At 71.0% G+C, this 20,852-nt stretch carries 19 protein-coding genes and 1 riboswitch; of the genes, 11 read left to right on the forward strand and 8 right to left on the reverse strand.

The annotated features are described in order from the left end of the window. Positions 1-70 precede the first annotated feature (70 nt). Positions 71-670: a M23 family metallopeptidase gene (locus J2X68_RS21640; RefSeq protein ID WP_310434172.1), complete on the reverse strand. Its 600-nt coding sequence runs from the start codon at positions 668-670 to the stop codon at positions 71-73. Between the two features lie 280 nt (positions 671-950). Between J2X68_RS21640 and rpsB the strand changes: the two genes are divergently transcribed. The 10 genes from rpsB (at position 951) to J2X68_RS21690 (ending at position 12,163) form a co-directional block, all read left to right on the forward strand. Continuing rightward, a complete protein-coding gene (rpsB, locus tag J2X68_RS21645; protein ID WP_310434173.1) occupies positions 951-1,883 on the forward strand; it encodes a 30S ribosomal protein S2 in 933 nt (310 codons plus the stop codon). 146 nt (positions 1,884-2,029) lie between these two features. Beyond that, positions 2,030-2,866 (forward strand): translation elongation factor Ts, encoded by an 837-nt coding sequence (tsf, locus tag J2X68_RS21650; RefSeq protein ID WP_310434174.1) that lies wholly within the window; start codon positions 2,030-2,032, stop codon positions 2,864-2,866. 185 nt (positions 2,867-3,051) lie between these two features. After that, entirely contained in the window at positions 3,052-3,810 is a 759-nt protein-coding gene (gene pyrH, locus J2X68_RS21655) for a UMP kinase (RefSeq protein ID WP_171399760.1), read from the forward strand. A 173-nt stretch (positions 3,811-3,983) separates the two neighbouring features. Beyond that, entirely contained in the window at positions 3,984-4,541 is a 558-nt protein-coding gene (gene frr, locus J2X68_RS21660; protein ID WP_053748032.1) for a ribosome recycling factor, read from the forward strand. After that, positions 4,541-5,722, forward strand: a complete 1,182-nt coding sequence (locus J2X68_RS21665) for a phosphatidate cytidylyltransferase (protein WP_310434175.1) — start codon at positions 4,541-4,543, stop codon at positions 5,720-5,722. The genes frr and J2X68_RS21665 overlap by 1 nt, the downstream gene beginning before the upstream one ends. Before the next feature lie 535 nt (positions 5,723-6,257). Continuing rightward, positions 6,258-6,884: a hypothetical protein gene (locus J2X68_RS21670; protein ID WP_310434176.1), complete on the forward strand. Its 627-nt coding sequence runs from the start codon at positions 6,258-6,260 to the stop codon at positions 6,882-6,884. A gap of 169 nt (positions 6,885-7,053) precedes the next feature. Next, positions 7,054-8,160 carry a 23S rRNA (adenine(2503)-C(2))-methyltransferase RlmN gene (gene rlmN / locus J2X68_RS21675; protein WP_310434177.1) on the forward strand — a complete coding sequence of 369 codons (1,107 nt, stop codon included), beginning with the start codon at positions 7,054-7,056 and terminating at the stop codon, positions 8,158-8,160. A gap of 62 nt (positions 8,161-8,222) precedes the next feature. Beyond that, a riboswitch (TPP riboswitch) is annotated at positions 8,223-8,328 on the forward strand. A gap of 92 nt (positions 8,329-8,420) precedes the next feature. Continuing rightward, positions 8,421-9,497, forward strand: coding sequence for a thiamine ABC transporter substrate-binding protein (locus J2X68_RS21680; RefSeq protein ID WP_310434178.1), 1,077 nt, complete (start codon positions 8,421-8,423; stop codon positions 9,495-9,497). Then, positions 9,473-11,143 (forward strand): iron ABC transporter permease, encoded by a 1,671-nt coding sequence (locus J2X68_RS21685; RefSeq protein WP_310434179.1) that lies wholly within the window; start codon positions 9,473-9,475, stop codon positions 11,141-11,143. Before J2X68_RS21680 ends, J2X68_RS21685 begins: the two co-directional genes overlap by 25 nt. After that, positions 11,144-12,163 carry an ABC transporter ATP-binding protein gene (locus J2X68_RS21690; protein WP_310434180.1) on the forward strand — a complete coding sequence of 340 codons (1,020 nt, stop codon included), beginning with the start codon at positions 11,144-11,146 and terminating at the stop codon, positions 12,161-12,163. Positions 12,164-12,271: 108 nt separating this feature from the next. Here J2X68_RS21690 and J2X68_RS21695 read toward each other — a convergent pair whose 3' ends face one another. From J2X68_RS21695 to J2X68_RS21725, 7 genes are all read right to left on the reverse strand, one after another. After that, positions 12,272-12,994, reverse strand: a complete 723-nt coding sequence (locus J2X68_RS21695; RefSeq protein WP_310434181.1) for an LAETG motif-containing sortase-dependent surface protein — start codon at positions 12,992-12,994, stop codon at positions 12,272-12,274. 162 nt (positions 12,995-13,156) lie between these two features. Further along, entirely contained in the window at positions 13,157-14,284 is a 1,128-nt protein-coding gene (locus J2X68_RS21700; protein WP_310434182.1) for an LOG family protein, read from the reverse strand. A 35-nt stretch (positions 14,285-14,319) separates the two neighbouring features. Next, positions 14,320-14,739: a VOC family protein gene (locus J2X68_RS21705; RefSeq protein ID WP_310434183.1), complete on the reverse strand. Its 420-nt coding sequence runs from the start codon at positions 14,737-14,739 to the stop codon at positions 14,320-14,322. Positions 14,740-14,871: 132 nt separating this feature from the next. Further along, positions 14,872-16,338: a hypothetical protein gene (locus tag J2X68_RS21710; RefSeq protein ID WP_310434184.1), complete on the reverse strand. Its 1,467-nt coding sequence runs from the start codon at positions 16,336-16,338 to the stop codon at positions 14,872-14,874. Beyond that, on the reverse strand, positions 16,320-17,063 hold the full coding sequence (locus tag J2X68_RS21715) for an ATP-binding cassette domain-containing protein (RefSeq protein WP_310434185.1): 744 nt from the start codon (positions 17,061-17,063) through the stop codon (positions 16,320-16,322). The genes J2X68_RS21710 and J2X68_RS21715 overlap by 19 nt, the downstream gene beginning before the upstream one ends. 195 nt (positions 17,064-17,258) lie before the next feature. Further along, entirely contained in the window at positions 17,259-18,623 is a 1,365-nt protein-coding gene (locus J2X68_RS21720) for an aspartate aminotransferase family protein (RefSeq protein WP_310434186.1), read from the reverse strand. Positions 18,624-18,642: 19 nt separating this feature from the next. Further along, a complete protein-coding gene (locus J2X68_RS21725) occupies positions 18,643-19,161 on the reverse strand; it encodes an Lrp/AsnC family transcriptional regulator (protein WP_020128673.1) in 519 nt (172 codons plus the stop codon). A 164-nt stretch (positions 19,162-19,325) separates the two neighbouring features. On the opposite strand from J2X68_RS21725, the gene J2X68_RS21730 reads away from it, so the two are divergent. Then, the gene (locus tag J2X68_RS21730; RefSeq protein ID WP_310434187.1) at positions 19,326-20,774 is read left to right on the forward strand and encodes a gamma-aminobutyraldehyde dehydrogenase; all 1,449 of its coding nucleotides are present in this window, start codon (positions 19,326-19,328) and stop codon (positions 20,772-20,774) included. The last annotated feature ends 78 nt before the right edge of the window (positions 20,775-20,852 follow it).

Raw genomic sequence — 20,852 nt, forward strand, 5'->3', positions numbered from 1 at the left:
GTGCTGACGGGCCGCTCGGCGATCACGGAAGCCGCGGTGCGCATGGTGCTGCGGGGTGTCCGGGGCTGAGTCACGGCAGGGGCACGCCCAGCACGGGCAGCAGCCGTGACGGGCCGCTCCGCCGCAGCCACGGGGGCAGCAGCGACAGCGGGTCCAGATACGTCCTGCCGCTGAGCAGCCCCCAGTGCACGCAGGTGCGCGCGCAGTGCGAGCCCGTCGGCTCCACCGTGCCGACGACCTGGCCCGGGGCCACCTCATCGCCCTTGCGCACCGCCGCCCGCACCGGCTCGTAGGTGGTCCGCAGGGGCGGCTGCCCCGTGGCCGACAGTTCCACCGAGACGACGCCCCGGCCCGCCACCCGGCCCGCGAAGGACACCCGCCCGGCCGACACCGCCCGTACCGGCGCGCCCGGCGCCGCCGCGAGGTCCACGCCCCGGTGGCCACGGGCGTACGGGCCGGCCGGGGGCTCCCAGCCCCGCAGCACCGCCGGACGGTCGCCCACCGGCCAGGCGCGGCCGATCGCCGGGACGGGCCGCGCCGGGACGGGCGGCCCGGGGAGCGCCCGGGCCCCCGTCGCGGCCTGCGGGGCCGCCCACGCCACCGTGGCCACCGTCATGACCGTCAGGATCGGCAGGACCGGCAGCAGGGCCGTGAATCGCTGTGCGTGCATGGCGACACCGTCCCGCGCTCCCGCGACCGCCGCCGGGGCCTGTGGATCACCCGGCGGTTGTGGACAGCGGCGTCACCCGGTGCTCCGCCGGTCCCGTACACTTCTTCTGGCGATCCGGGTCACCGGGTCGACTTCGCACGCCCCGGTATCGGGGGCCGGCCACGGTCGGTTCTCCGGTATCCGCGCCCCTCGGTCCTTCGTGGCTCGGCGCACCGCGGGCGTCAGGCGCGGGAGCCGTCCGGTCCCCGCGGCACAACCGAGAAACCCAAGGAGAACGGCCATGGCCGTCGTCACGATGCGGGAGCTGCTGGAAAGCGGCGTCCACTTCGGTCACCAGACCCGTCGCTGGAACCCGAAGATGAAGCGCTTCATCTTCACCGAGCGCAACGGCATCTACATCATCGACCTGCTCCAGTCGCTGTCGTACATCGACCGCGCCTACGAGTTCGTCAAGGAGACCGTCGCCCACGGCGGCACGGTCATGTTCGTCGGCACGAAGAAGCAGGCGCAGGAGGCCATCGCGGAGCAGGCCACCCGCGTCGGCATGCCTTACGTCAACCAGCGCTGGCTGGGCGGCATGCTCACCAACTTCTCGACCGTCTACAAGCGCCTCCAGCGCCTCAAGGAGCTCGAGCTCATCGACTTCGAGGACGTCGCCGCCTCGGGTCTGACGAAGAAGGAGCTCCTGGTCCTCTCGCGTGAGAAGGCCAAGCTCGAGAAGACCCTCGGTGGTATCCGCGAGATGTCCAAGGTGCCCAGCGCCGTCTGGATCGTGGACACCAAGAAGGAGCACATCGCGGTCGGCGAGGCCCGGAAGCTCAACATCCCGGTCGTCGCCATCCTCGACACCAACTGTGACCCCGACGAGGTCGACTACAAGATCCCGGGCAACGACGACGCGATCCGCTCCGTCACCCTGCTCACCCGTGTGATCGCCGACGCCGTCGCCGAGGGCCTCATCTCCCGTTCCGGCGTCGCCACCGGCGACAAGGGCGACAAGGCCGCCGGCGAGCCGCTGGCCGCGTGGGAGCGCGACCTGCTCGAGGGCGAGAAGAAGGCCGACGCGGAGAACGCCGACGCCGAGAAGCCGGCCGAGGCCGCCGCCGAGGCCCCCGCCGCCGAGGCTCCGGCCGCTGAGGCCGAGGCGCCCGCCGCCGAGGCTGAGGCCCCCGCCGCCGAGGCCGCTCCGGCCGCCGAGGGCGAGCAGGCCTGAGTCAGGCCGTAGGCCGTACGGCCGCCAGGTCGTCCGTACGGCCCTAGGGACGAAGTGACGGCGGGGGGTGCCGAGTGCACCGCCCGCCGTTCACCCACAGCCCCCCGATCTTCGAGACTTCGAACTCCGAGAGAGATTCACAGATCATGGCGAACTACACCGCCGCTGACGTCAAGAAGCTCCGTGAGCTCACCGGCGCCGGCATGATGGACTGCAAGAAGGCGCTGGACGAGGCCGAGGGCAGCGTCGACAAGGCCGTCGAGGCGCTCCGGATCAAGGGCCAGAAGGGCGTCGCCAAGCGTGAGGGCCGCTCCGCCGAGAACGGCGCCGTGGTCTCGATCATCGCCGACGACAACTCCTCCGGCGTCCTCGTCGAGCTGAAGTGCGAGACGGACTTCGTCGCCAAGGGTGACAAGTTCCAGGCCGTCGCCAACGCGATCGCCGAGCACGTCGCCAAGACCTCCCCGGCCGACCTCCAGGCGCTGCTCGCGTCCGAGATCGAGGCCGGCAAGACCGTCCAGGCGTTCGTGGACGAGGCCAACGCCAACCTCGGCGAGAAGATCGTGCTGGACCGCTTCGCGCAGTTCGCCGACGGCTTCGTGACCGCGTACATGCACCGCACGATGCCCGACCTGCCCCCGCAGATCGGTGTCCTCGTCGAGCTGGACAAGCCGAACGCCGACGTCGCCAAGGGCATCGCCCAGCACATCGCCGCCTTCGCGCCGAAGTACCTCTCCAAGGAGGACGTGCCGGCCGAGGTCGTCGAGTCCGAGCGCCGCGTCGCCGAGGAGACCACCCGCGCCGAGGGCAAGCCCGAGGCCGCCCTGCCGAAGATCGTCGAGGGTCGCCTCAACGGCTTCTTCAAGGACGCCACGCTGCTCGGCCAGCCGTACGCGCTGGACAACAAGAAGTCCGTCCAGAAGGTCCTGGACGAGGCCGGTGTCACCCTGAAGCGCTTCACGCGCATCAAGGTCGGCATCTGAGTCCGTGCCGCGATCGACGCTCCGGCCCGATAGGGTCGGACGCAGTCGTCCGGTACGCCGTCACGCGTGTGCGTGACGGACGACAGCAGATCTGACGAGGAGGCCATTGCCGCGCACGGGTTGGAACACCCCACCGGCAATGGCCTTCTTCGCATGTGCACCACGTGAAAGAGGCGGGATCTCCCATGACCACCAAGGCCCAGAAGAGCGACGACGGCAAACTACGCGGCCGGTTCATGCTGAAGCTGTCCGGGGAGGCATTCTCCGGTGGCGGGGGCCTGGGCGTCGACCCCGACGTGGTGCACAAGATCGCCCGTGAGATCGCCGCCGTCGTCCGGGACGGCGCCGAGATCGCGGTCGTGATCGGCGGCGGCAACTTCTTCCGCGGCGCCGAACTCCAGCAGCGCGGCATGGACCGGGCCCGCTCGGACTACATGGGCATGCTCGGCACGGTCATGAACTGCCTCGCCCTCCAGGACTTCCTGGAGAAGGAGGGCATCGACAGCCGCGTGCAGACCGCCATCACCATGGGCCAGGTCGCCGAGCCGTACATCCCGCTGCGTGCCGTGCGGCACCTGGAGAAGGGCCGCGTGGTCATCTTCGGTGCCGGTATGGGCATGCCGTACTTCTCCACCGACACCACCGCCGCCCAGCGCGCCCTGGAGATCGACGCCGAGGCGCTGCTGATGGGCAAGAACGGCGTGGACGGCGTCTACGACTCCGACCCGAAGACCAACCCGGCGGCCGTCAAGTTCGACGCCCTCGGGTACGGCGAGGTCATCACCCGCGACCTCAAGGTCGCCGACATGACCGCGATCACGCTGTGCCGCGACAACAAGCTCCCGATTCTCGTCTTCGAGCTTCTGACCGAGGGCAATATCGCTCGCGCCGTCAAGGGTGAGAAGATCGGCACGCTTGTGGGTGAGCAAGGCAGCCGGGCCTGACCGGTGGAACCCCGGTCTCGTACGACAACACCTGACCGGGCGACGGACCCTGGTCGGGGGATGGACAATGTCCTGCCGGTCGGGAACCGTGCAGGAAGAAGACGCGACGCAGCCGGCCGCCGCCTCCGCAAGGAACCGGAGCCGGGCCTACTCAAGACACGCAGGAGCAAGTGGTGATCGAAGAGACCCTCCTCGAGGCCGAGGAGAAGATGGAGAAGGCCGTCGTGGTCGCCAAGGAGGACTTCGCCGCGATCCGCACCGGCCGTGCGCACCCGGCGATGTTCAACAAGATCGTTGCCGACTACTACGGCGCACCGACGCCGATCAACCAGTTGGCCTCGTTCTCCGTGCCGGAGCCGCGCATGGCGGTCGTGACCCCGTTCGACAAGAGCGCGCTGCGCAACATCGAGCAGGCGATCCGCGACTCCGACCTGGGCGTCAACCCGAGCAACGACGGCAACATCATCCGAGTGGTGTTCCCCGAGCTGACCGAGGAGCGCCGCCGCGACTACATCAAGGTCGCCAAGGGCAAGGGTGAGGACGCCAAGGTCTCCATCCGCGCCGTCCGCCGCAAGGCCAAGGACGCGATCGACAAGCTGATCAAGGACGGCGAGGTCGGCGAGGACGAGGGCCGCCGTGCGGAGAAGGAGCTCGACGACACCACCGCGAAGTACGTCGCGCAGGTGGACGAGCTCCTGAAGCACAAGGAAGCGGAGCTGCTCGAGGTCTGATGAACGACTCTTCCTGGGGCTCACCGCCACACGCCGGGTCGCGGGCCGGGTACTGGGGGCCCGTCGACCAGGGGCCTGTCCAGGGGGCCGCCCCGGCGGGTCCCGCGTACGATGCGCCTGAGGCGCAGCAGACTCGCCCCATGCCCATCGTCCCCGACGTACCCGCGCACGGCGGAAACCAGGATGACGACCGGGGGGCCGCTCGGTCGGGCGGCCCCCTGTCCCCGGACCTGCCCTACGGCACCCAGCCGTACGGCGCCACCGCCCACGGCCACGACACACCGTCGGCACAGCCCCACGCGGCGGTGCCGCAGAATCCGGAGCCCATGCCCGACGCCTCTCACCCGGCGCCCGCACCCCAGAAGAAGAGTGCGGGCCGAGACCTGGGCGCGGCCATAGGGGTCGGGGTCGGGCTCGGTGTGGTGATCATCGCGTCGCTGTTCGTCGTCAAGGCCGTGTTCATCGGCGTGATAGCGATCGCCGTGGTCGTCGGTCTGTGGGAGCTGACCAGCAGGCTCCAGGAGCGCAAGGGCATCAAGGCGCCGCTCGTGCCGCTCGCGGTCGGCGGTGCGGCGATGGTCGTCGCCGGATACGCCCGGGGTCCCGAGGGCGCGTGGGTCGCCATGGCCCTCACCGCGCTCGCGGTGCTGGTCTGGCGGATGACCGAACCGCCCGAGGGCTACCTCAAGGACGTCACCGCCGGCGTCTTCGCGGCTTTCTACGTCCCGTTCCTGGCCACGTTCGTCGCCCTGATGCTCACCGCCGACGACGGGGCGTTCCGCGTCATGACGTTCCTGGTCCTGACGGTCGTCAGCGACACGGGCGCGTACGCCGTCGGGTGGCGCTTCGGCAAGACCAAACTCGCTCCGCGCATCAGCCCGGGCAAGACCCGCGAGGGCCTGCTCGGCGCGGTGTCGTTCGCGATGGTCGCCGGCGCGCTGCTGATGCAGTTCGTGATCGACGACGGCACCTGGTGGCAGGGCCTGCTCCTCGGCCTCGCCGTCGCCGCCAGCGCCACGCTCGGCGACCTCGGCGAGTCCATGATCAAGCGGGACCTGGGCATCAAGGACATGGGCACGCTGCTCCCGGGCCACGGGGGCATCATGGACCGCCTCGACTCGCTGCTGCCCACGGCTCCCGTGGTGTGGCTGCTGCTCGTCCTGTTCGTGGGCTCCGGCTGACCCACACCGCACCACCGGCTCACGCGGGCCCCCTCCCTGTGCGTACGGGGAGGGGGCCCGCTGTGTTGTGCAGTACGGGGCAGCACGGGGCTGGAATGCGCGGAGCTCGGGCCGCCGGGAGGTCAGTACTCGACTCTGCGCCGGAGCGGGCCGCGTCCGAGATCGCGGCGTATCTCGGATCTGAGCGTCTGCAGGGCTTCCGCGTAGGAATTCGAGGCCTGCATGTACTCCGGGCTGTGTGCGTCGTGTCCGGCCGCGACGGCATTGCGTTTGCTCCGCAACGTGATGAACAAGTCGTTGGCCATGTGGACGACCGGTTCCGGCGCCAGCAGGATGAGGCGACGGCCGGGGTCGATCGGACGAGACCCTCCGGGCGGGTGCGCATGCGGAAGCCGGTCCCACCGTCCGCCATCGCCGGTCGCCGCTGCTGAGAACCGAACGTGTGCGGCCACGGCGTGGCCGGATCGCCCCCTTGTGCACCCTTCGTGTACGTGTCACACAGTTCGGAGGCGGGACCTGGGGGAGGGAGCACTGCATGTCGGTGTTGGGTGGTTATCCGGTGGGGCCGTCGGCCTGGGCCGTCGAGCGGTTCGGGCGGCATGCCGGCGCACTGGCCGCTGCGGTCCCGGTGCAACTGGCCAAGGCGCACGGGAAGGCTCATGCCGCGCATCTCGCTGCGGGGTTGAAGAAGCGGAGTCCGTACGGTGTCGCCCTTGCGGGAGTGGTGCGCGAGAACCTCGCGGAAACGGCGCGGGAGCTGGGGGAAGCCGTGCGCGACGTGCGCGGATACGAGTACGCGGTGATCAACGATCACGCGCTCTTCCCCTTCCGGTACGCGGACAGGCCGAGGCCTCTGGACCGGGCCCGGTTGCCGGCCAACGCGTCGCCCACTCGGCACCGGCTGCTCCGGGCGCACGGACCGCAGCCTCCGGAAGCCCTGTTCGACATCGGCGAGGACCTGGCGACCGAGGAGTACCTGGGGCTGCACGAGACGTTCGAGGAGCTGGGGGCTTCCACCAGGCTGGTCTGCGTGTTCTTCACGGCCGACGCCGAGAACGGCATCCATGCCATCCACTGGGGGGACTCCCACCTCGAACCCGACCGCACCTTCACCTGGCCCTACAGGGAACAGCTTCAGGTCGCTCCCATGCAGCTGGAGTGAGGGGCGGTGACGCCGCTGCCTGGGCGTGGCCGGTCGGGGCCGACTGAGTCCCGGGCCGTCCCCGGGCCGTGCGAGGCCGACCAACGCTGACAGGGGATGCCCAAGGGTGACCACCCCCACCCCCCTCTGGCCTGGGCCCCCGGCGATGATCTGCCACACTGGTCGTGTTATGCCTGCACCCGGAGAACTCACTTTCGTCGCCCCCCGCGGAGCCAAGAAGCCGCCGCGGCATCTCGCCGACCTCTCGCCCGCCGAGCGGAAGGAGGTCGTGGCGGAGATCGGGGAGAAGCCCTTCCGTGCCAAGCAGCTGTCGCAGCACTACTTCGCGCGGTACGCGCACGACCCGGCGGAGTGGACCGACATCCCCGCCGGCGCCCGCGAGAAGCTGCGTGAGGCGCTGCTGCCGGATCTGATGTCGGTCGTGCGGCACCTGTCGACGGACCAGGGGACCACCCGTAAGACGCTGTGGCGGCTGTTCGACGGCACGCTCGTCGAGTCGGTGCTGATGCGCTACCCGGACCGGGTGACCATGTGCATCAGCTCGCAGGCCGGATGCGGGATGAACTGCCCGTTCTGCGCGACCGGGCAGGCGGGGCTGGACCGCAATCTGTCCACCGCCGAGATCGTGCACCAGATCGTCGACGGGATGCGCGCCCTGCGGGACGGGGACGTGCCCGGCGGGCCCGCCAGGCTCTCCAACATCGTCTTCATGGGGATGGGCGAGCCGCTCGCCAACTACAAGCGGGTCGTCGGCGCCATCCGCGCGCTCACCGACCCGGCTCCGGACGGGCTCGGGCTGTCGCAGCGCGGCATCACCGTGTCGACGGTCGGCCTGGTGCCGGCCATCCACCGGTTCTCCGACGAGGGCTTCAAGTGCCGGCTCGCGATCTCCCTGCACGCGCCGGACGACGAGCTGCGCGACACGCTCGTCCCCGTGAACACGCGGTGGAAGGTGCGCGAGGTGCTCGACGCCGGATTCGAGTACACCGAGCGGTCCGGGCGCCGGCTGTCCATCGAGTACGCGCTGATCCGCGACATCAACGACCAGGCCTGGCGTGGGGACCGGCTCGGGCGGCTGCTGCGCGGCAAGCCCGTGCACGTCAACCTCATCCCGCTGAACCCGACCCCGGGTTCGAAGTGGACGGCCTCCCGGCCCGAGGACGAGAAGGCGTTCGTCGAGGCGATCGCCGCGCACGGCGTGCCCGTCACCGTCCGGGACACCCGAGGCCAGGAGATCGACGGGGCGTGCGGTCAGCTCGCGGCCACCGAGCGGTAGTCTGACTCCCGGTATCAGGTATGACGTATCGGGTACCAGTACGTCCGTATCAGTACATCTTCATATTCCGACAGGGGAGCGCCACAGCGCTGAGAGTGCGGGAGAGTCCGCAGACCCTCTGAACCTTGCCCAGGTCATTCTGGGTAGGAAGTTCGGTCATCACTCAAGCTGTTGCGCCCTGCCCGGGGTGCCGGCGGAACCTTCCGCGGGCCCCCGGGCAGGGCCGCGTCTCTTCCTGGTCAACCCCAGGAGGAAATCCAGTGCACACCAGGACGTTCGTGGCCGCGGCCGTCGGTCTCGGCCTCGTCACGCTGTCCGCCTGCGGATCGTCGGACGACGGCGGTTCGGCGGCGAGCTCCAAGACCGTCACCCTCGTCAGCCACGATTCGTGGGCCGTCTCCAAGAGCGTGCTCGCGGACTTCGAGAAGAAGTCCGGCTACCGGGTGAAGGTCCTCAAGGACGGCGACGCCGGGCAGGCCGTCAACAAGGCGATCCTCACCAAGGACAACCCGCAGGGCGACGTCTTCTTCGGCGTCGACAACACGCTGCTGTCGCGCGCCCTGGACAACGGGCTGTTCCAGTCGTACGAGGCGAAGGGCGCGGACCAGGTCCTGCCCGCCTACCGGGCCGACCAGAAGAAGCACCGGGTCACGCCCGTCGACACCGGCGACGTGTGCGTCAACTACGACAAGGCGTACTTCACCGCGCACAAGCTGGCCCCGCCCGCCTCCTTCGACGATCTCGTGAAGCCCGCGTACAAGAACCTGCTGGTCACCGAGAACGCCGCCACCTCCTCGCCCGGGCTCGGCTTCCTGCTGGCCACGGCCGCCGCGTACGGCGACGGAGGCTGGGCCGACTACTGGAAGAAGCTGAAGGCCAACGGCGTGAAGGTCGTCGACGGCTGGGAGCAGGCCTACAACGAGGAGTTCTCCGGGTCCGCCGGCGGGAAGAAGGCGGGCGCCGACCGGCCGCTGGTCGTCTCGTACGCCTCCTCGCCGCCCGCCGAGGTGATCTACGGCGACCCCAAGCCGTCGACCGCCCCGACCGGCGTCTCCACCGGCACCTGCTTCCGCCAGGTCGAGTACGCGGGCCTGCTGAGCAACGCCGCCAACCCCGAGGGCGGCAAGGCGCTCCTGGACTTCCTGCTCACCGAGGAGTTCCAGCAGGACATGCCGCTCAACATGTTCGTCTACCCGGTGCGGGAGGGGGCCGCGGTCCCGGCCGAGTTCACGAAGTACGGGCCGCAGGCGAAGGACCCCGAGACGCTCGACCCGGCGAAGATCGCCGACAACCGTGACGACTGGGTCAAGTCATGGACCTCGCTCGTACTGAAGTGACCGCGCGCGCGGCCCGCGCGGGGAACGCGACACGGCTCGGGCTCATGGCCCTGCCCGTCGCGTTCTTCGCGGTCTTCTTCGCCTACCCGGTCGCCGCGATCGTCGCCCGGGGGCTCGGCTCCGACGGGGGCCGGCACGTCGGCCGGCTGTGGGACGTGCTCGCGCAGTCCGACATCCGGCACGTCCTGTGGTTCACCACCTGGCAGGCGCTGGCCTCCACCGCGCTCACGCTCCTGATCGCGCTGCCCGCCGCGTACGTCTTCGCCCGCCTGGAGTTCCCGGGCAAGCAGGTGCTGCGCGCCGTCGTCACCGTGCCGTTCGTGCTGCCGACGGTCGTCGTCGGCACGGCGTTCCTGGCGCTCGTCGGGCGCGGCGGGCTGCTCGACGACCTGTGGGGCGTACGACTGGACACCACGGTGTGGGCGATCCTGCTCGCGCACGTCTTCTTCAACTACGCGGTCGTCGTACGGACCGTGGGCGGGCTGTGGTCGCAGCTCGACCCCCGGCAGGAGGAGGCGGCGCGCATGCTCGGCGCCTCCCGCCTGACGGCGTGGCGCACGGTCACCCTGCCCGCCCTCGGGCCGGCCGTCGCGGCCGCCGCGCTGATGGTCTTCCTCTTCACCTTCACCTCCTTCGGCGTGGTGCAGATCCTCGGCGGCCCCACCTTCTCCACCCTGGAGGTGGAGATCTACCGGCAGACCTCCGAGATCTTCGACCTGTCCACGGCCGCCGTCCTCACGATCGTGCAGTTCGTGGCCGTCGGCGCGATCCTCGCCGTGCACGCCCGGACCGTGCGCGGGCGGGAGACCGCGCTGCGGCTGGTGGACGCGTCGGTGACGGCGCGGCGGCCGCGCGGCGCCGGGCAGTGGGCGCTGCTCGCCGGAGTGCTCGGCACGATCGCCGTGCTGCTGGTGCTGCCGCTGGCGGTGCTGGCGCAGCGCTCGTTCGACGCGCCGGACTTCGCCTACTACCGGGCGCTGACCGGAGACGACAGCAATGTCTTCCTGGTCCCGCCGATCGACGCGATCGGCAACTCGCTGGAGTACGCGGGCGCCGCGACCGCGATCGCCGTGCTGGTCGGCGGGCTGGCCGCGGCCGCGCTCACCCGGCGGGACGCCGGACGGCTGGTCCGCGGCTTCGACGCGCTGCTGATGCTGCCGCTGGGCGTCTCCGCGGTGACCGTCGGCTTCGGGTTCCTGATCGCGCTCGACGAGCCTCCGCTGGACCTGCGCGGCACGTGGATCCTGGTGCCGCTCGCGCAGGCGCTGGTCGGTGTCCCCTTCGTCGTGCGGACCATGCTGCCGGTGCTGCGGGCGGTGGACCAACGGCTGCGGGAGGCCGCGGCCGTGCTGGGGGCCTCACCGTGGCGGGTGTGGCGCGAGGTCGATCTGCCGATGGTGTGGCGGGCGTTGCTCGTCGCGGCCGGGTTCGCCTTCGCGGTGTCGCTGGGGGAGTTCGGGGCGACGGTGTTCATCGCGCGGCCCGACAACCCGACCCTCCCGGTCGCCGTGGCGCGGTTGCTGGGGCGGGCCGGTGAGCTCAACTACGGCCAGGCGATGGCCCTTTCGACGATTCTGATGGTGGTGTGCGTGGTGGCCCTGCTGGTGCTGGAGCGACTGCGGACCGACCGGACGGGGGAGTTGTAGATGCTGCTGGAACTGGAGCGCGCCACCGTGCGGTTCGGGGGAAGGCCCGTGCTCGACGCCGTCGATCTCGCGGTCGCCGAGCACCAGGTGGTGTGCGTGCTCGGGCCGAGCGGCAGCGGCAAGTCGACGCTGCTGCGGGCGGTGGCCGGGCTCCAGCCGCTGGACGCCGGGCGGGTGCTGCTCGACGGACGCGACCAGGCGAACGTGCCCGCGCACAAACGGGAACTCGGCCTGATGTTCCAGGACCATCAGCTGTTCCCGCAGCGGGACGTGGGCGGCAACGTGGCCTTCGGACTGCGGATGCGCGGTATGCCCAGGATCCGGCAGGGCGAGCGGGTGGCGGAACTGCTCGACCTGGTCGGGCTCCCGGGTGCGGCGGGCCGGGCGGTGACCTCGCTCTCCGGCGGTGAACAGCAGCGGGTCGCGCTGGCACGGGCCCTCGCGCCGCGCCCCCGGCTGCTGATGCTCGACGAGCCGCTGGGTCAGCTCGACCGGTCGCTGCGGGAGCGCCTGGTCGTGGAACTCCGGGAACTGTTCGGCCGGTTGGGGACGACCGTGCTCGCGGTCACCCATGACCAGGGCGAGGCCTTCGCGCTCGCCGACCGGGTCGTGGTGATGCGGGACGGGCGGATCGCCCAGTCCGGTTCACCGCTGGAGGTGTGGCAGCGGCCGGCGGACGCGTTCGTCGCGCGGTTCCTCGGCTTCGACAACGTGGTGGAGGCGACCGTCACGGAGGAGGCCGCGGTCACGCCGTGGGGCAAGGTGCCGGTGCCGGCCGGGTCGGCTCAGGGCGCGCGCACGCTGCTCGTCCGGCCCGCCGGTGTGCGCCTGGTGGGCGTGGACGAGGGACTGCGCTGCACGGTCGCCGCCCGCACCTTCCGTGGCACCCATGTCGCCGTGCACCTTCAGCCGCAGGGCGCGCCGAGGCTGGAGGCGGCGTGCACGCTGCGGGACGCGCCGGAGGTCGGGGCCGTGGTGGGGGTGTCCTTCGACGCGGCCGAGACCGTCGTACTGGACTGAGCTGCCGGTGAGGCCGAGTCCGGCCGGGAGGACGGGACATGCGGACGGCCCGCCCCGGAGAGGGGCGGGCCGTCCGCGTCCGTGCGTCGAGCCGGTCGGTCGTGCGGGTCAGCGGTTGCCGGACCCGCGGCGCCGCATACCGAAGAACACCGCACCACCGCCGACGGCGACCAGGACGGCCGCGATGCCGACGATCAGGCCGGTGTTGGAGCCGGCGCCGGTCTCGGCCAGGTTGGACTCCTGGGCCGCGGCCGACGGGGCGTTGCTCGCGGAAGGCGCGGGCGCGGCGCTGTCGCTCGTCGAGCCGGACGGCGACGGAGTGGTCGTCTCGGCCGGCGGCGCGGTGGTCGTGCTGTCCGACGGCGTCGAGGACGGCGTGGTGGACGGCGTGGTGGACGGGGTGGACGTGTCGTCGGCCTCGCAGGCCTTGGACGGGGTGGTCAGGTTGCCGGGGATGTCCTTGTCGACCAGGGTCTTCTTGCCCTTGACGGCCTTGACGTGGATCCGGTACTCGGCGTTCGGCTCCCAGGCCTCGGCGAACGAGACGGTCACACCGGCGAGCGAACCCTTGACGGTCTGAGCCGTTCCGACCTGCCTCAGGTCGCCGCCGTTGTTCTCCAGGAAGACGGTGATCTCGGCCGGGACGCCCGTGGGGTCCTTGTCGGTGACGGTGATGACGCCCTGGTCGCCCTCACAGGCGGCAGCGGCGGAGAACTCGCTGATGTCGCAGGCCAGCGCGGTACCGGCGGCGCTGAGCGCCAGGGCGGCGGAGGCGGCGGTGACACCGAGCATGCGCACCGAACGGGCTGCGGTACGGCGGGAAAGGGACACGTTTGTCCTTTACGGGAAGCGCAACTGCGGGGGGTGGAGGGGGAGATGGCGCCCCCGGTGAGCCGAGTGCGTCACCATCCCCAGCAGACTCACAGGTCTATAAGCGTTCCATAAGAAGTGTCAATGCGGGGACGCCTCCGGGCGGCTGGCTTTGCCCGCTTATTAACCACCGAGGCGTTTCAACGCCTCCGGCGCCTCCTCGATCCGGTCGACGAGGGCGATACGGGACTCCATCGACCGCTCCCGGGCGAGTGAACGCAAGAGCGGCCAGGCGGGCAGCCGTTGCGTCCAGTGCTCCCGGTCCACGAGCACCATCGGGGTCGGTTCGCCCCGCGACCCGTAGTAGTTGGGCGTCGCGTTGTCGAAGATCTCCTGCACGGTCCCCGCGGCGCCCGGCAGGAACACCACCCCCGCGGTGCAGCGGGCCAGCAGGCCGTCCTCGCGGGTGGCGTTGGAGAAGTACTTGGCGAGGTGCGCGGCGAACGGGTTCGGCGGCTCGTGGCCGTAGAACCAGGTGGGGATGCCCACCGAGGGACCGCCGCCCGGCCAGGCGGCCCGCACCTCGAAGGCCGCCGCCGCCCAGTCGGTGATCGAGGGCGTGAACTGCGGGGCCTTGGCGAGGAGTCGGAGCGCGTCCGTGAGCATCGCGCCGTCGAAGGGGGCCGCGTACGCGCCGAGGTTCGCCGCCTCCATCGCGCCGGGTCCGCCACCGGTCGCCACCATCAGCCCGTCCCGGGCGAGGGCGCGGCCGAGCCGGGCCGCGCCGGCGTAGGCGTCCGTGCCGCGCGCCATGGCATGGCCGCCCATGACGCCCACCACGCTCTCCCCGGCGAGGAGTTCGTCGAGGGCGTCGGATATGGCGTCGTCGTGGAGCGAGCGGAGCATCGAGCCGAAGATGTCGCCGTCCGCCTTCGTGCGCTGGAACCACGCGTACGTGAGGGCGTCCGGGGTCGCCTCGTACCCCTCGTCGAGGGACGCGAACAACTCGTCGGGGGAGTAGACGAAACCGCGGTACGGGTCGAAGGACAGACCCGGCACGGGCGGGAAGACCAGGGCGCCGGAGGCGCGGGACTTCGTGGCCGCCGCCGGCTCCATCGGGCAGCCGAGGAAGACGGCGCCCGAGGTGTCCAGGGCGAGCAGGACGTCCGTACGGTCCGTCAGGTCGACGGACTGGACGCGGAAGTGGGAGAGCGTGCCATGGGTGCGGACCACCTCGTCGAACTCGGCGAGGGACTCGATCTCACGGTCGTGGGAGCCGTCGAACGGCTGGGCGGGTGTCGTCGGATGCACCCGCCCATGCTAGGCAGCGCCGGACGAGCGGGGGGTCAGCTCTCGACGGCCGACGGGTCCATCCAGACGACCTCCCAGGTGTGACCGTCGAGGTCGTCGAACGAACGGCCGTACATGAAACCCATGTCCTGCGTCTCGCCGCTCGGCGAACCGCCCAGCGACAGCGCGCGGTCGACGAGTTCGTCGACCTTCTCGCGGCTCTGGGCGCTCAGGGCGATCAGGACCTCGCTGGTCTTCGAGGCGTCCGCGATCTCCTTCTTCGTGAAGGTCGCGTAGAACGGCTTGGTGAGCAGCATCGCGACGATCGTGTCGCTGATGACCACGGAGGCCGCGTTGTCGTCGCTGAACTGCGGGTTGATCGTGTAGCCGAGTTCCGTGAAGAACTTCTTCGAGGCGTCGAGGTCGTTCACGGGCAGGTTCACGAAGATCATCTGCTGGTAGGCCGGGGTGGTCATCGGGTCTCTCCCAGGGGATGCGCGGTGCTGGTCTGTGGCGTTCGGTGGGGTAGACCGAGAGGCCGTGCGGAACTCATCGCGGGGCGGGGATCTTTTTTCAGCGCGGGCGGGCTTGCGCGGGTGGCCGGGGCGTCAGCGGGTGGTCAACGGGAGGGCCGCCAGTTCGGCCACGATCAGGGTGAGCGGGACGAAGAGGGCGAGCAGGGCGCCGGTGCGCAGGGCGGCGGCGCCGCGCAGCGTCTTGGCCGGGGCGCCGAGGCGGAGCAGGGCGGCGGTGGTGTCGGCGCGGACCTGCCTCGCCTCCACGGCCGCCGTCAGCAGCGTGGCGACCGCGCAGCCCGCCACGACCAGCGCGCCGAGCGTGGTGAGCGGCCCGAAGGCCGGATCGGCCGGGTCGTACAGCGCGGCCATCGTGTACGCGCCGGACGCCACCGCGCAGACCACGCCCAGCGGCCGTCCGATACGGGCCGCCTCCTGCATCAGGCCGCGGCCCGCCAGGAGACGGAGGGCGCCGGGACGGGCCGACTGGAGCAGGCGGCCGCACAGGTGGGTGAGGCCCGGTCCGGCGAGGGCGAGGCCCACGGCGGTCAGGACCCAGCCGAGGAGCACCGCGGCGGGGCCGGTGGGGAGGCCGCCGGGGAGAGGCAGCGTGGTGGGGTGCTCGGTGCGGTTGGCGTACGCCTCCACGGCCAGCCCGGCGGCGAGGAGGGCCATGCCCCAGGGGAGGGCCGTGGGGTGGGGCGGGCGGGTCTGCGCCGCGAGCGGCGTCCGTGCCGCCGCCGGGCCGGGGGAGCCGTCGGCGGACGCCTCCGCCGTGGCGTCGACCAGGCCCGCTACCGGGACCGGGGGCAGGGTCGTGGTGCCCGGTGCCGACGGGACGCCGTCCGCACCGGGGCCGCCCGCCGTCGGGTGGAACGGCCGGCCGTTCGCCGCCGGTTCGGCGGAGGCCTCGGCGGGGCGCGTCGGCCGGCCGCCGCGCGACCTCGCCCCGTACCGGCCGTACTCGCCGAACCGGGCGCCCGGGCCCGTCCTGCCGGACGCGCCGAACCGGCCGAGCATCCTCGGGGCCGCCTGGGCCGCCACGCGCGCGTCCCTGGGGCGGAGCATCAGGGCCACCGCGAGCGACGAGGCCAGCGGGACCAGCGCCAGCAGCGTCAGGGACGCCGGCAGCGGGAGGGGCCGTCCGGCGGCCAGGAAGTCGTCGGCCGCTCCGTCGAACGGCATGCCCGTGAGATCGCCGCGCAGGTGCAGGAAGAGCAGCAGGGCCAGCATGGAGCCGAGCAGCGTCGACAGGGCCGTCGTCGTCGCCGAGACGGCCATCAGACGGGTCGGGCCCAGGCCGATCGCCGCCAGGCCGGGGCGCGGGCGGGTGCCGGGGTCGGTGCGGGCCACGGCCAGGGCGAGGTAGACCGTCGCGGCCAGCGGGACCGCGCACCAGGCGAGCCGGAGCACGGACGCGGCCGGGGCCTCGGGGTGGGTGAGGGCGCGGCCGAGCGTGCACAGGAGGAGGAAGCCGGTGCCCGCCGAGGCCGTCGCCACCAGGAGGCGGCGGAGCTGGACGGCCGGGTGGGCGCTGCGCGTCAGACGGAGAGCGAGCACGCGGCCCCCCGGCCTTCCGGCTCCGTGACCGGCGGCAGATGGACCGTCCGGACCCGGCGGCCGTCCATCAGGGGCACCGTGCGGTCGGCGAGGGCGGCGGTCTCCGGGTCGTGGGTGGCCAGCACCACGGTGATGCCGTGGGAGCGGGCCGCCGTCGTCAGGGTGCGCAGGACATGGGCGCGGTCGGCGCGGTGGAGGGGCGCCGTCGGCTCGTCCGCGAAGAGGACCGAGGGGGCCGGGGCCAGGGCGCGGGTGATGCAGACCCGCTGGCGCTCGGCCTGGGTGAGCTCCTGCGGGCGGCTGCGGGCCCGGTCGCCGATGTCCAGGCGGTCCAGCCACTCCAGCGCGGCGGCCTTGGCCCGGCGGCGGCTGGTGCCGCGCAGCATCAGGGGGAGGGCCGCGTTCTCCCAGACGTTGAGTTCGGGGACGAGGACCGGGGCCGGGTCGATCCAGCCGAAGCGGTCGCGGCGCAGCCGTTCACGGGCCATCGGGCCCATCGTGTGGACGGGGACGCTGTTGAACCAGACCTCGCCGCGCTGGGCGGGCGTCAGGCCGGACAGACAGTGCAGCAGGGTCGTCTTGCCGCTGCCGCGCGGTCCGCTGACGGCGAGGATCTCGCCCTCGCGCACGCCCAGCGAGACGCCGCCGAGCGCTGGTGAGCCGTCGCGGTGCGTGAAGTACAGGGAGCGTGCCCACAGCACGTCGTTGTCCGGCGGGGCCTCCATGGGCGTACACCTCGGTTCAGATCTGTGGTTCCCGTGCCAATCCCCCGTGCGGGGGAACGAAGACAGGGCCGATCGGTCACTCGCACGCTAGGCAGCCAGGAGGGGAAGGCCGGACAGCACACGGCCCCGGGTCGCCGTTTCTCACTCGAACGGTCGACACCGGGGCCGGTGTTGATCAGCTGATCAGGCTGACGGTCAGAGCTTCGTCCACGCCTCCGTCAGCGTCGCGCGCAGGATCTGCTCGATCTCGTCGAAGGTCTTCTGGTCGGAGATCAGCGGCGGCGCGAGCTGGACGACCGGGTCGCCGCGGTCGTCGGCGCGGCAGTACAGGCCGTTGTCGTACAGCGCCTTGGAGAGGAAGCCGTACAGGACGCGCTCCGTCTCCTCGTCGTTGAAGGACTCCTTGGTGTGCTTGTCCTTCACCAGCTCGATGCCGTAGAAGAAGCCGTTGCCGCGGACGTCGCCGACGATCGGCAGGTCGTGCAGCTTCTCCAGGGTCGACCGGAACGCGCCCTCGTTGTCGAGCACGTGCTGGTTGAGGCCCTCGCGCTCGAACAGGTCGAGGTTGGCGAGGCCGACCGCCGCGGAGACCGGGTGACCGCCGAAGGTGTAGCCGTGCAGGAAGGTGTTGTCGCCCTTGTAGAACGGCTCGGCCAGCTTGTCGCTGATGATGCAGGCGCCGATCGGGGAGTAGCCCGAGGTCATGCCCTTGGCGCAGGTGATCATGTCCGGCACGTAGTCGAACTTGTCGCAGGCGAACATCGTGCCCAGCCGGCCGAAGGCGCAGATGACCTCGTCCGAGACCAGCAGGACGTCGTACCGGTCGCAGATCTCGCGCACGCGCTGGAAGTAGCCGGGCGGCGGCGGGAAGCAGCCGCCGGCGTTCTGCACCGGCTCCAGGAAGACCGCGGCCACCGTCTCCGGGCCCTCGAACAGGATCTGCTGCTCGATCTGGTCGGCGGCCCAGCGGCCGAAGGCCTCGGGATCGTCGCCGAACAGCGGGGCGCGGTAGATGTTGGTGTTCGGGACCTTGTGCGCGCCCGGGACGAGCGGCTCGAAGGGGGCCTTCAGGGCCGGCAGACCGGTGATGGACAGGGCGCCCTGCGGGGTGCCGTGGTAGGCGACCGCGCGGGAGATGACCTTGTACTTGGTCGGCTTGCCGGTGAGCTTGAAGTACTGCTTGGCGAGCTTCCAGGCGGTCTCGACGGCCTCGCCGCCACCGGTGGTGAAGAAGACCTTGTTCAGGTCGCCGGGCGCGTGGTGCGCGAGACGCTCGGCGAGCTCCACGGCCTTCGGGTGGGCGTAGGACCACACCGGGAAGAACGCCAGCTCCTGCGCCTGCTTGAACGCCGCCTCGGCGAGCTCGACGCGGCCGTGGCCGGCCTGGACCACGAACAGGCCCGCGAGACCGTCGAGGTAGCGCTTGCCCTTGTCGTCGTAGATGTAGGTGCCCTCGCCCCGGACGATGGTCGGGACGGGGGAGTTCTCGTACGAGGACATGCGGGTGAAGTGCATCCACAGGTGGTCGTACGCGGTGCGGCTGAGGTCCTTGGTGCTCACGGTTATCGGGTCCTCACGATTATCGGGTTCCCCACATGTAGGTCTGCTTCTTCAGCTTCAGGTAGACGAAGCTCTCGGTCGAGCGCACACCCGGCAGGGCGCGGATGCGCTTGTTGATGACGTCCAGCAGGTGGTCGTCGTCCTCGCAGACGATCTCGGCGAGGATGTCGTACGAGCCCGCGGTCATCACCACGTACTCGACCTCCGCCATGTCGGTCAGCGCTTCCGCTATGGACTCGACGTCACCCTCGACGTTGATCCCGACCATCGCCTGCCGCCGGAAGCCCACGGTGAGCGGGTCCGTGACGGCGACGATCTGCATCACGCCCTGGTCGAGCAGCTTCTGGACGCGCTGGCGCACGGCCGCCTCGGAGAGGCCGACGGCCTTGCCGATCGCGGCGTACGGCCGACGGCCGTCCTCCTGGAGCTGCTGGATGATGGCGAGGCTGACGGCATCCAGGTGAGGGGTGCTGCCGTTCCTGGACTCGCGGGAGTCCCTGTGCTCTGCGCTTCGACTGGCCACGGCCTCACTGTGCACGACGTCTCGACAGTTCCGCAAGGCCGAGGCGATGAAATTCGTTGTTTACGTAACGGAGATCTGCGGATTCCGCAGCGCCGACGGGATCAGGGGTGTTGAAAACGTCGGGGCAAGGATTAGTGTGGGTGTCTCAGTCAATGGACAACGAACCTGGAGGGCCGGCAGTGAGCACCGAGCTGGGACGGCTGCGCAAGCTACGCAACTACATCGCCGGCGAGTTCCGTGACGCCGCCGACGGACGGACCACCGAGGTGGTCAACCCCGCGACCGGCGAGGCGTACGCGACCGCGCCGCTGTCCGGCCCCGCGGACGTCGACGCCGCGATGGCGGCCGCCGCCGAGGCGTTCCCGGGCTGGCGCGACACGACGCCCGCCGAGCGTCAGAAGGCCCTGCTGAAGATCGCGGACGCCTTCGAGGAGCGGGCCGAGGAGCTCATCGCGGCCGAGGTGGAGAACACCGGCAAGCCGATCGGGCTGACCCGCTCCGAGGAGATCCCTCCGATGGTCGACCAGATCCGCTTCTTCGCGGGCGCGGCCCGGATGCTGGAGGGGCGCAGCGCTGGCGAGTACATGGACGGGATGACCTCGATCGTCCGCCGCGAGCCGGTCGGCGTCTGCGCGCAGGTCGCGCCGTGGAACTACCCGATGATGATGGCCGTGTGGAAGTTCGCCCCGGCGATCGCGGCCGGCAACACCGTGGTGCTCAAGCCGTCCGACACCACGCCGGCCTCCACCGTGCTGATCGCCGAGATCATCGGTTCGATCCTGCCCAAGGGCGTCTTCAACGTCGTCACCGGCGACCGTGACACCGGCCGCCTGATGGTCGAGCACCCGACCCCGGCGATGGCCTCCATCACCGGCTCGGTGCGCGCGGGCATGTCGGTCGCCGAGTCGGCGTCGAAGGACCTCAAGCGCGTCCACCTGGAGCTCGGCGGCAAGGCGCCCGTCGTGGTCTTCGAGGACACCGACATCGCCAAGGCGGTCGAGGACATCTCCGTGGCGGGCTTCTTCAACGCCGGCCAGGACTGTACGGCGGCCACCCGCGTCCTCGTCCAGGAGGGCATCCACGACGAGTTCGTGGCCGCGCTCGCGAAGGCCGCGGCGGAGGCGAAGACCGGGCAGCCGGACGACGAGGACGTGCTCTTCGGCCCGCTGAACAACCCCAACCAGCTGAAGCAGGTCACCGGCTTCATCGAGCGGCTGCCCGCCCACGCCAAGGTCGAGGCGGGCGGACAGCGGGTCGGCGACAAGGGCTACTTCTATGCCGCGACCGTCGTCTCCGGGCTGAAGCAGGACGACGAGATCATCCAGAACGAGGTCTTCGGGCCGGTCATCACCGTCCAGTCCTTCACGGACGAGGACCAGGCGGTGGAGTGGGCCAACGGCGTCGAGTACGCCCTCGCCTCCTCGGTGTGGACCAAGGACCACGGCCGCGCGATGCGGATGTCCAAGAAGCTCGACTTCGGCTGTGTGTGGATCAACACCCACATCCCGCTGGTCGCCGAGATGCCGCACGGCGGCTTCAAGAAGTCCGGCTACGGCAAGGACCTGTCGGGCTACGGCTTCGACGACTACACGCGCATCAAGCACGTCATGACGTCTCTCGACGCGTAGCGCTCCGCGGGCCGGACTGTGGCCCGTCCGGGTCGGTCCGGTCGGTTCGCAAGGGGCCGGTGGCGGGGCCGAGATGGG

The sequence above is a fragment of the Streptomyces sp. 3330 genome (assembly GCF_031456635.1).
Lineage (GTDB): Bacteria > Actinomycetota > Actinomycetes > Streptomycetales > Streptomycetaceae > Streptomyces.

Excerpts from the sequence above, each read along its gene's own strand:
- pyrH (WP_171399760.1), top strand. The coding sequence starts at position 3,052 with ATGACCACCAAGGCCCAGAAGAGCGACGACGGCAAACTACGCGGCCGG.
- J2X68_RS21715 (WP_310434185.1), bottom strand. The coding sequence starts at position 17,063 with ATGGAGGCCCCGCCGGACAACGACGTGCTGTGGGCACGCTCCCTGTAC.
- J2X68_RS21685 (WP_310434179.1), top strand. The coding sequence starts at position 9,473 with ATGGACCTCGCTCGTACTGAAGTGACCGCGCGCGCGGCCCGCGCGGGG.
- J2X68_RS21670 (WP_310434176.1), top strand. The coding sequence starts at position 6,258 with ATGTCGGTGTTGGGTGGTTATCCGGTGGGGCCGTCGGCCTGGGCCGTC.
- rpsB (WP_310434173.1), top strand. The coding sequence starts at position 951 with ATGGCCGTCGTCACGATGCGGGAGCTGCTGGAAAGCGGCGTCCACTTC.
- tsf (WP_310434174.1), top strand. The coding sequence starts at position 2,030 with ATGGCGAACTACACCGCCGCTGACGTCAAGAAGCTCCGTGAGCTCACC.
- rlmN (WP_310434177.1), top strand. The coding sequence starts at position 7,054 with ATGCCTGCACCCGGAGAACTCACTTTCGTCGCCCCCCGCGGAGCCAAG.
- J2X68_RS21640 (WP_310434172.1), bottom strand. The coding sequence starts at position 670 with ATGCACGCACAGCGATTCACGGCCCTGCTGCCGGTCCTGCCGATCCTG.
- J2X68_RS21665 (WP_310434175.1), top strand. The coding sequence starts at position 4,541 with ATGAACGACTCTTCCTGGGGCTCACCGCCACACGCCGGGTCGCGGGCC.
- J2X68_RS21705 (WP_310434183.1), bottom strand. The coding sequence starts at position 14,739 with ATGACCACCCCGGCCTACCAGCAGATGATCTTCGTGAACCTGCCCGTG.
- J2X68_RS21690 (WP_310434180.1), top strand. The coding sequence starts at position 11,144 with ATGCTGCTGGAACTGGAGCGCGCCACCGTGCGGTTCGGGGGAAGGCCC.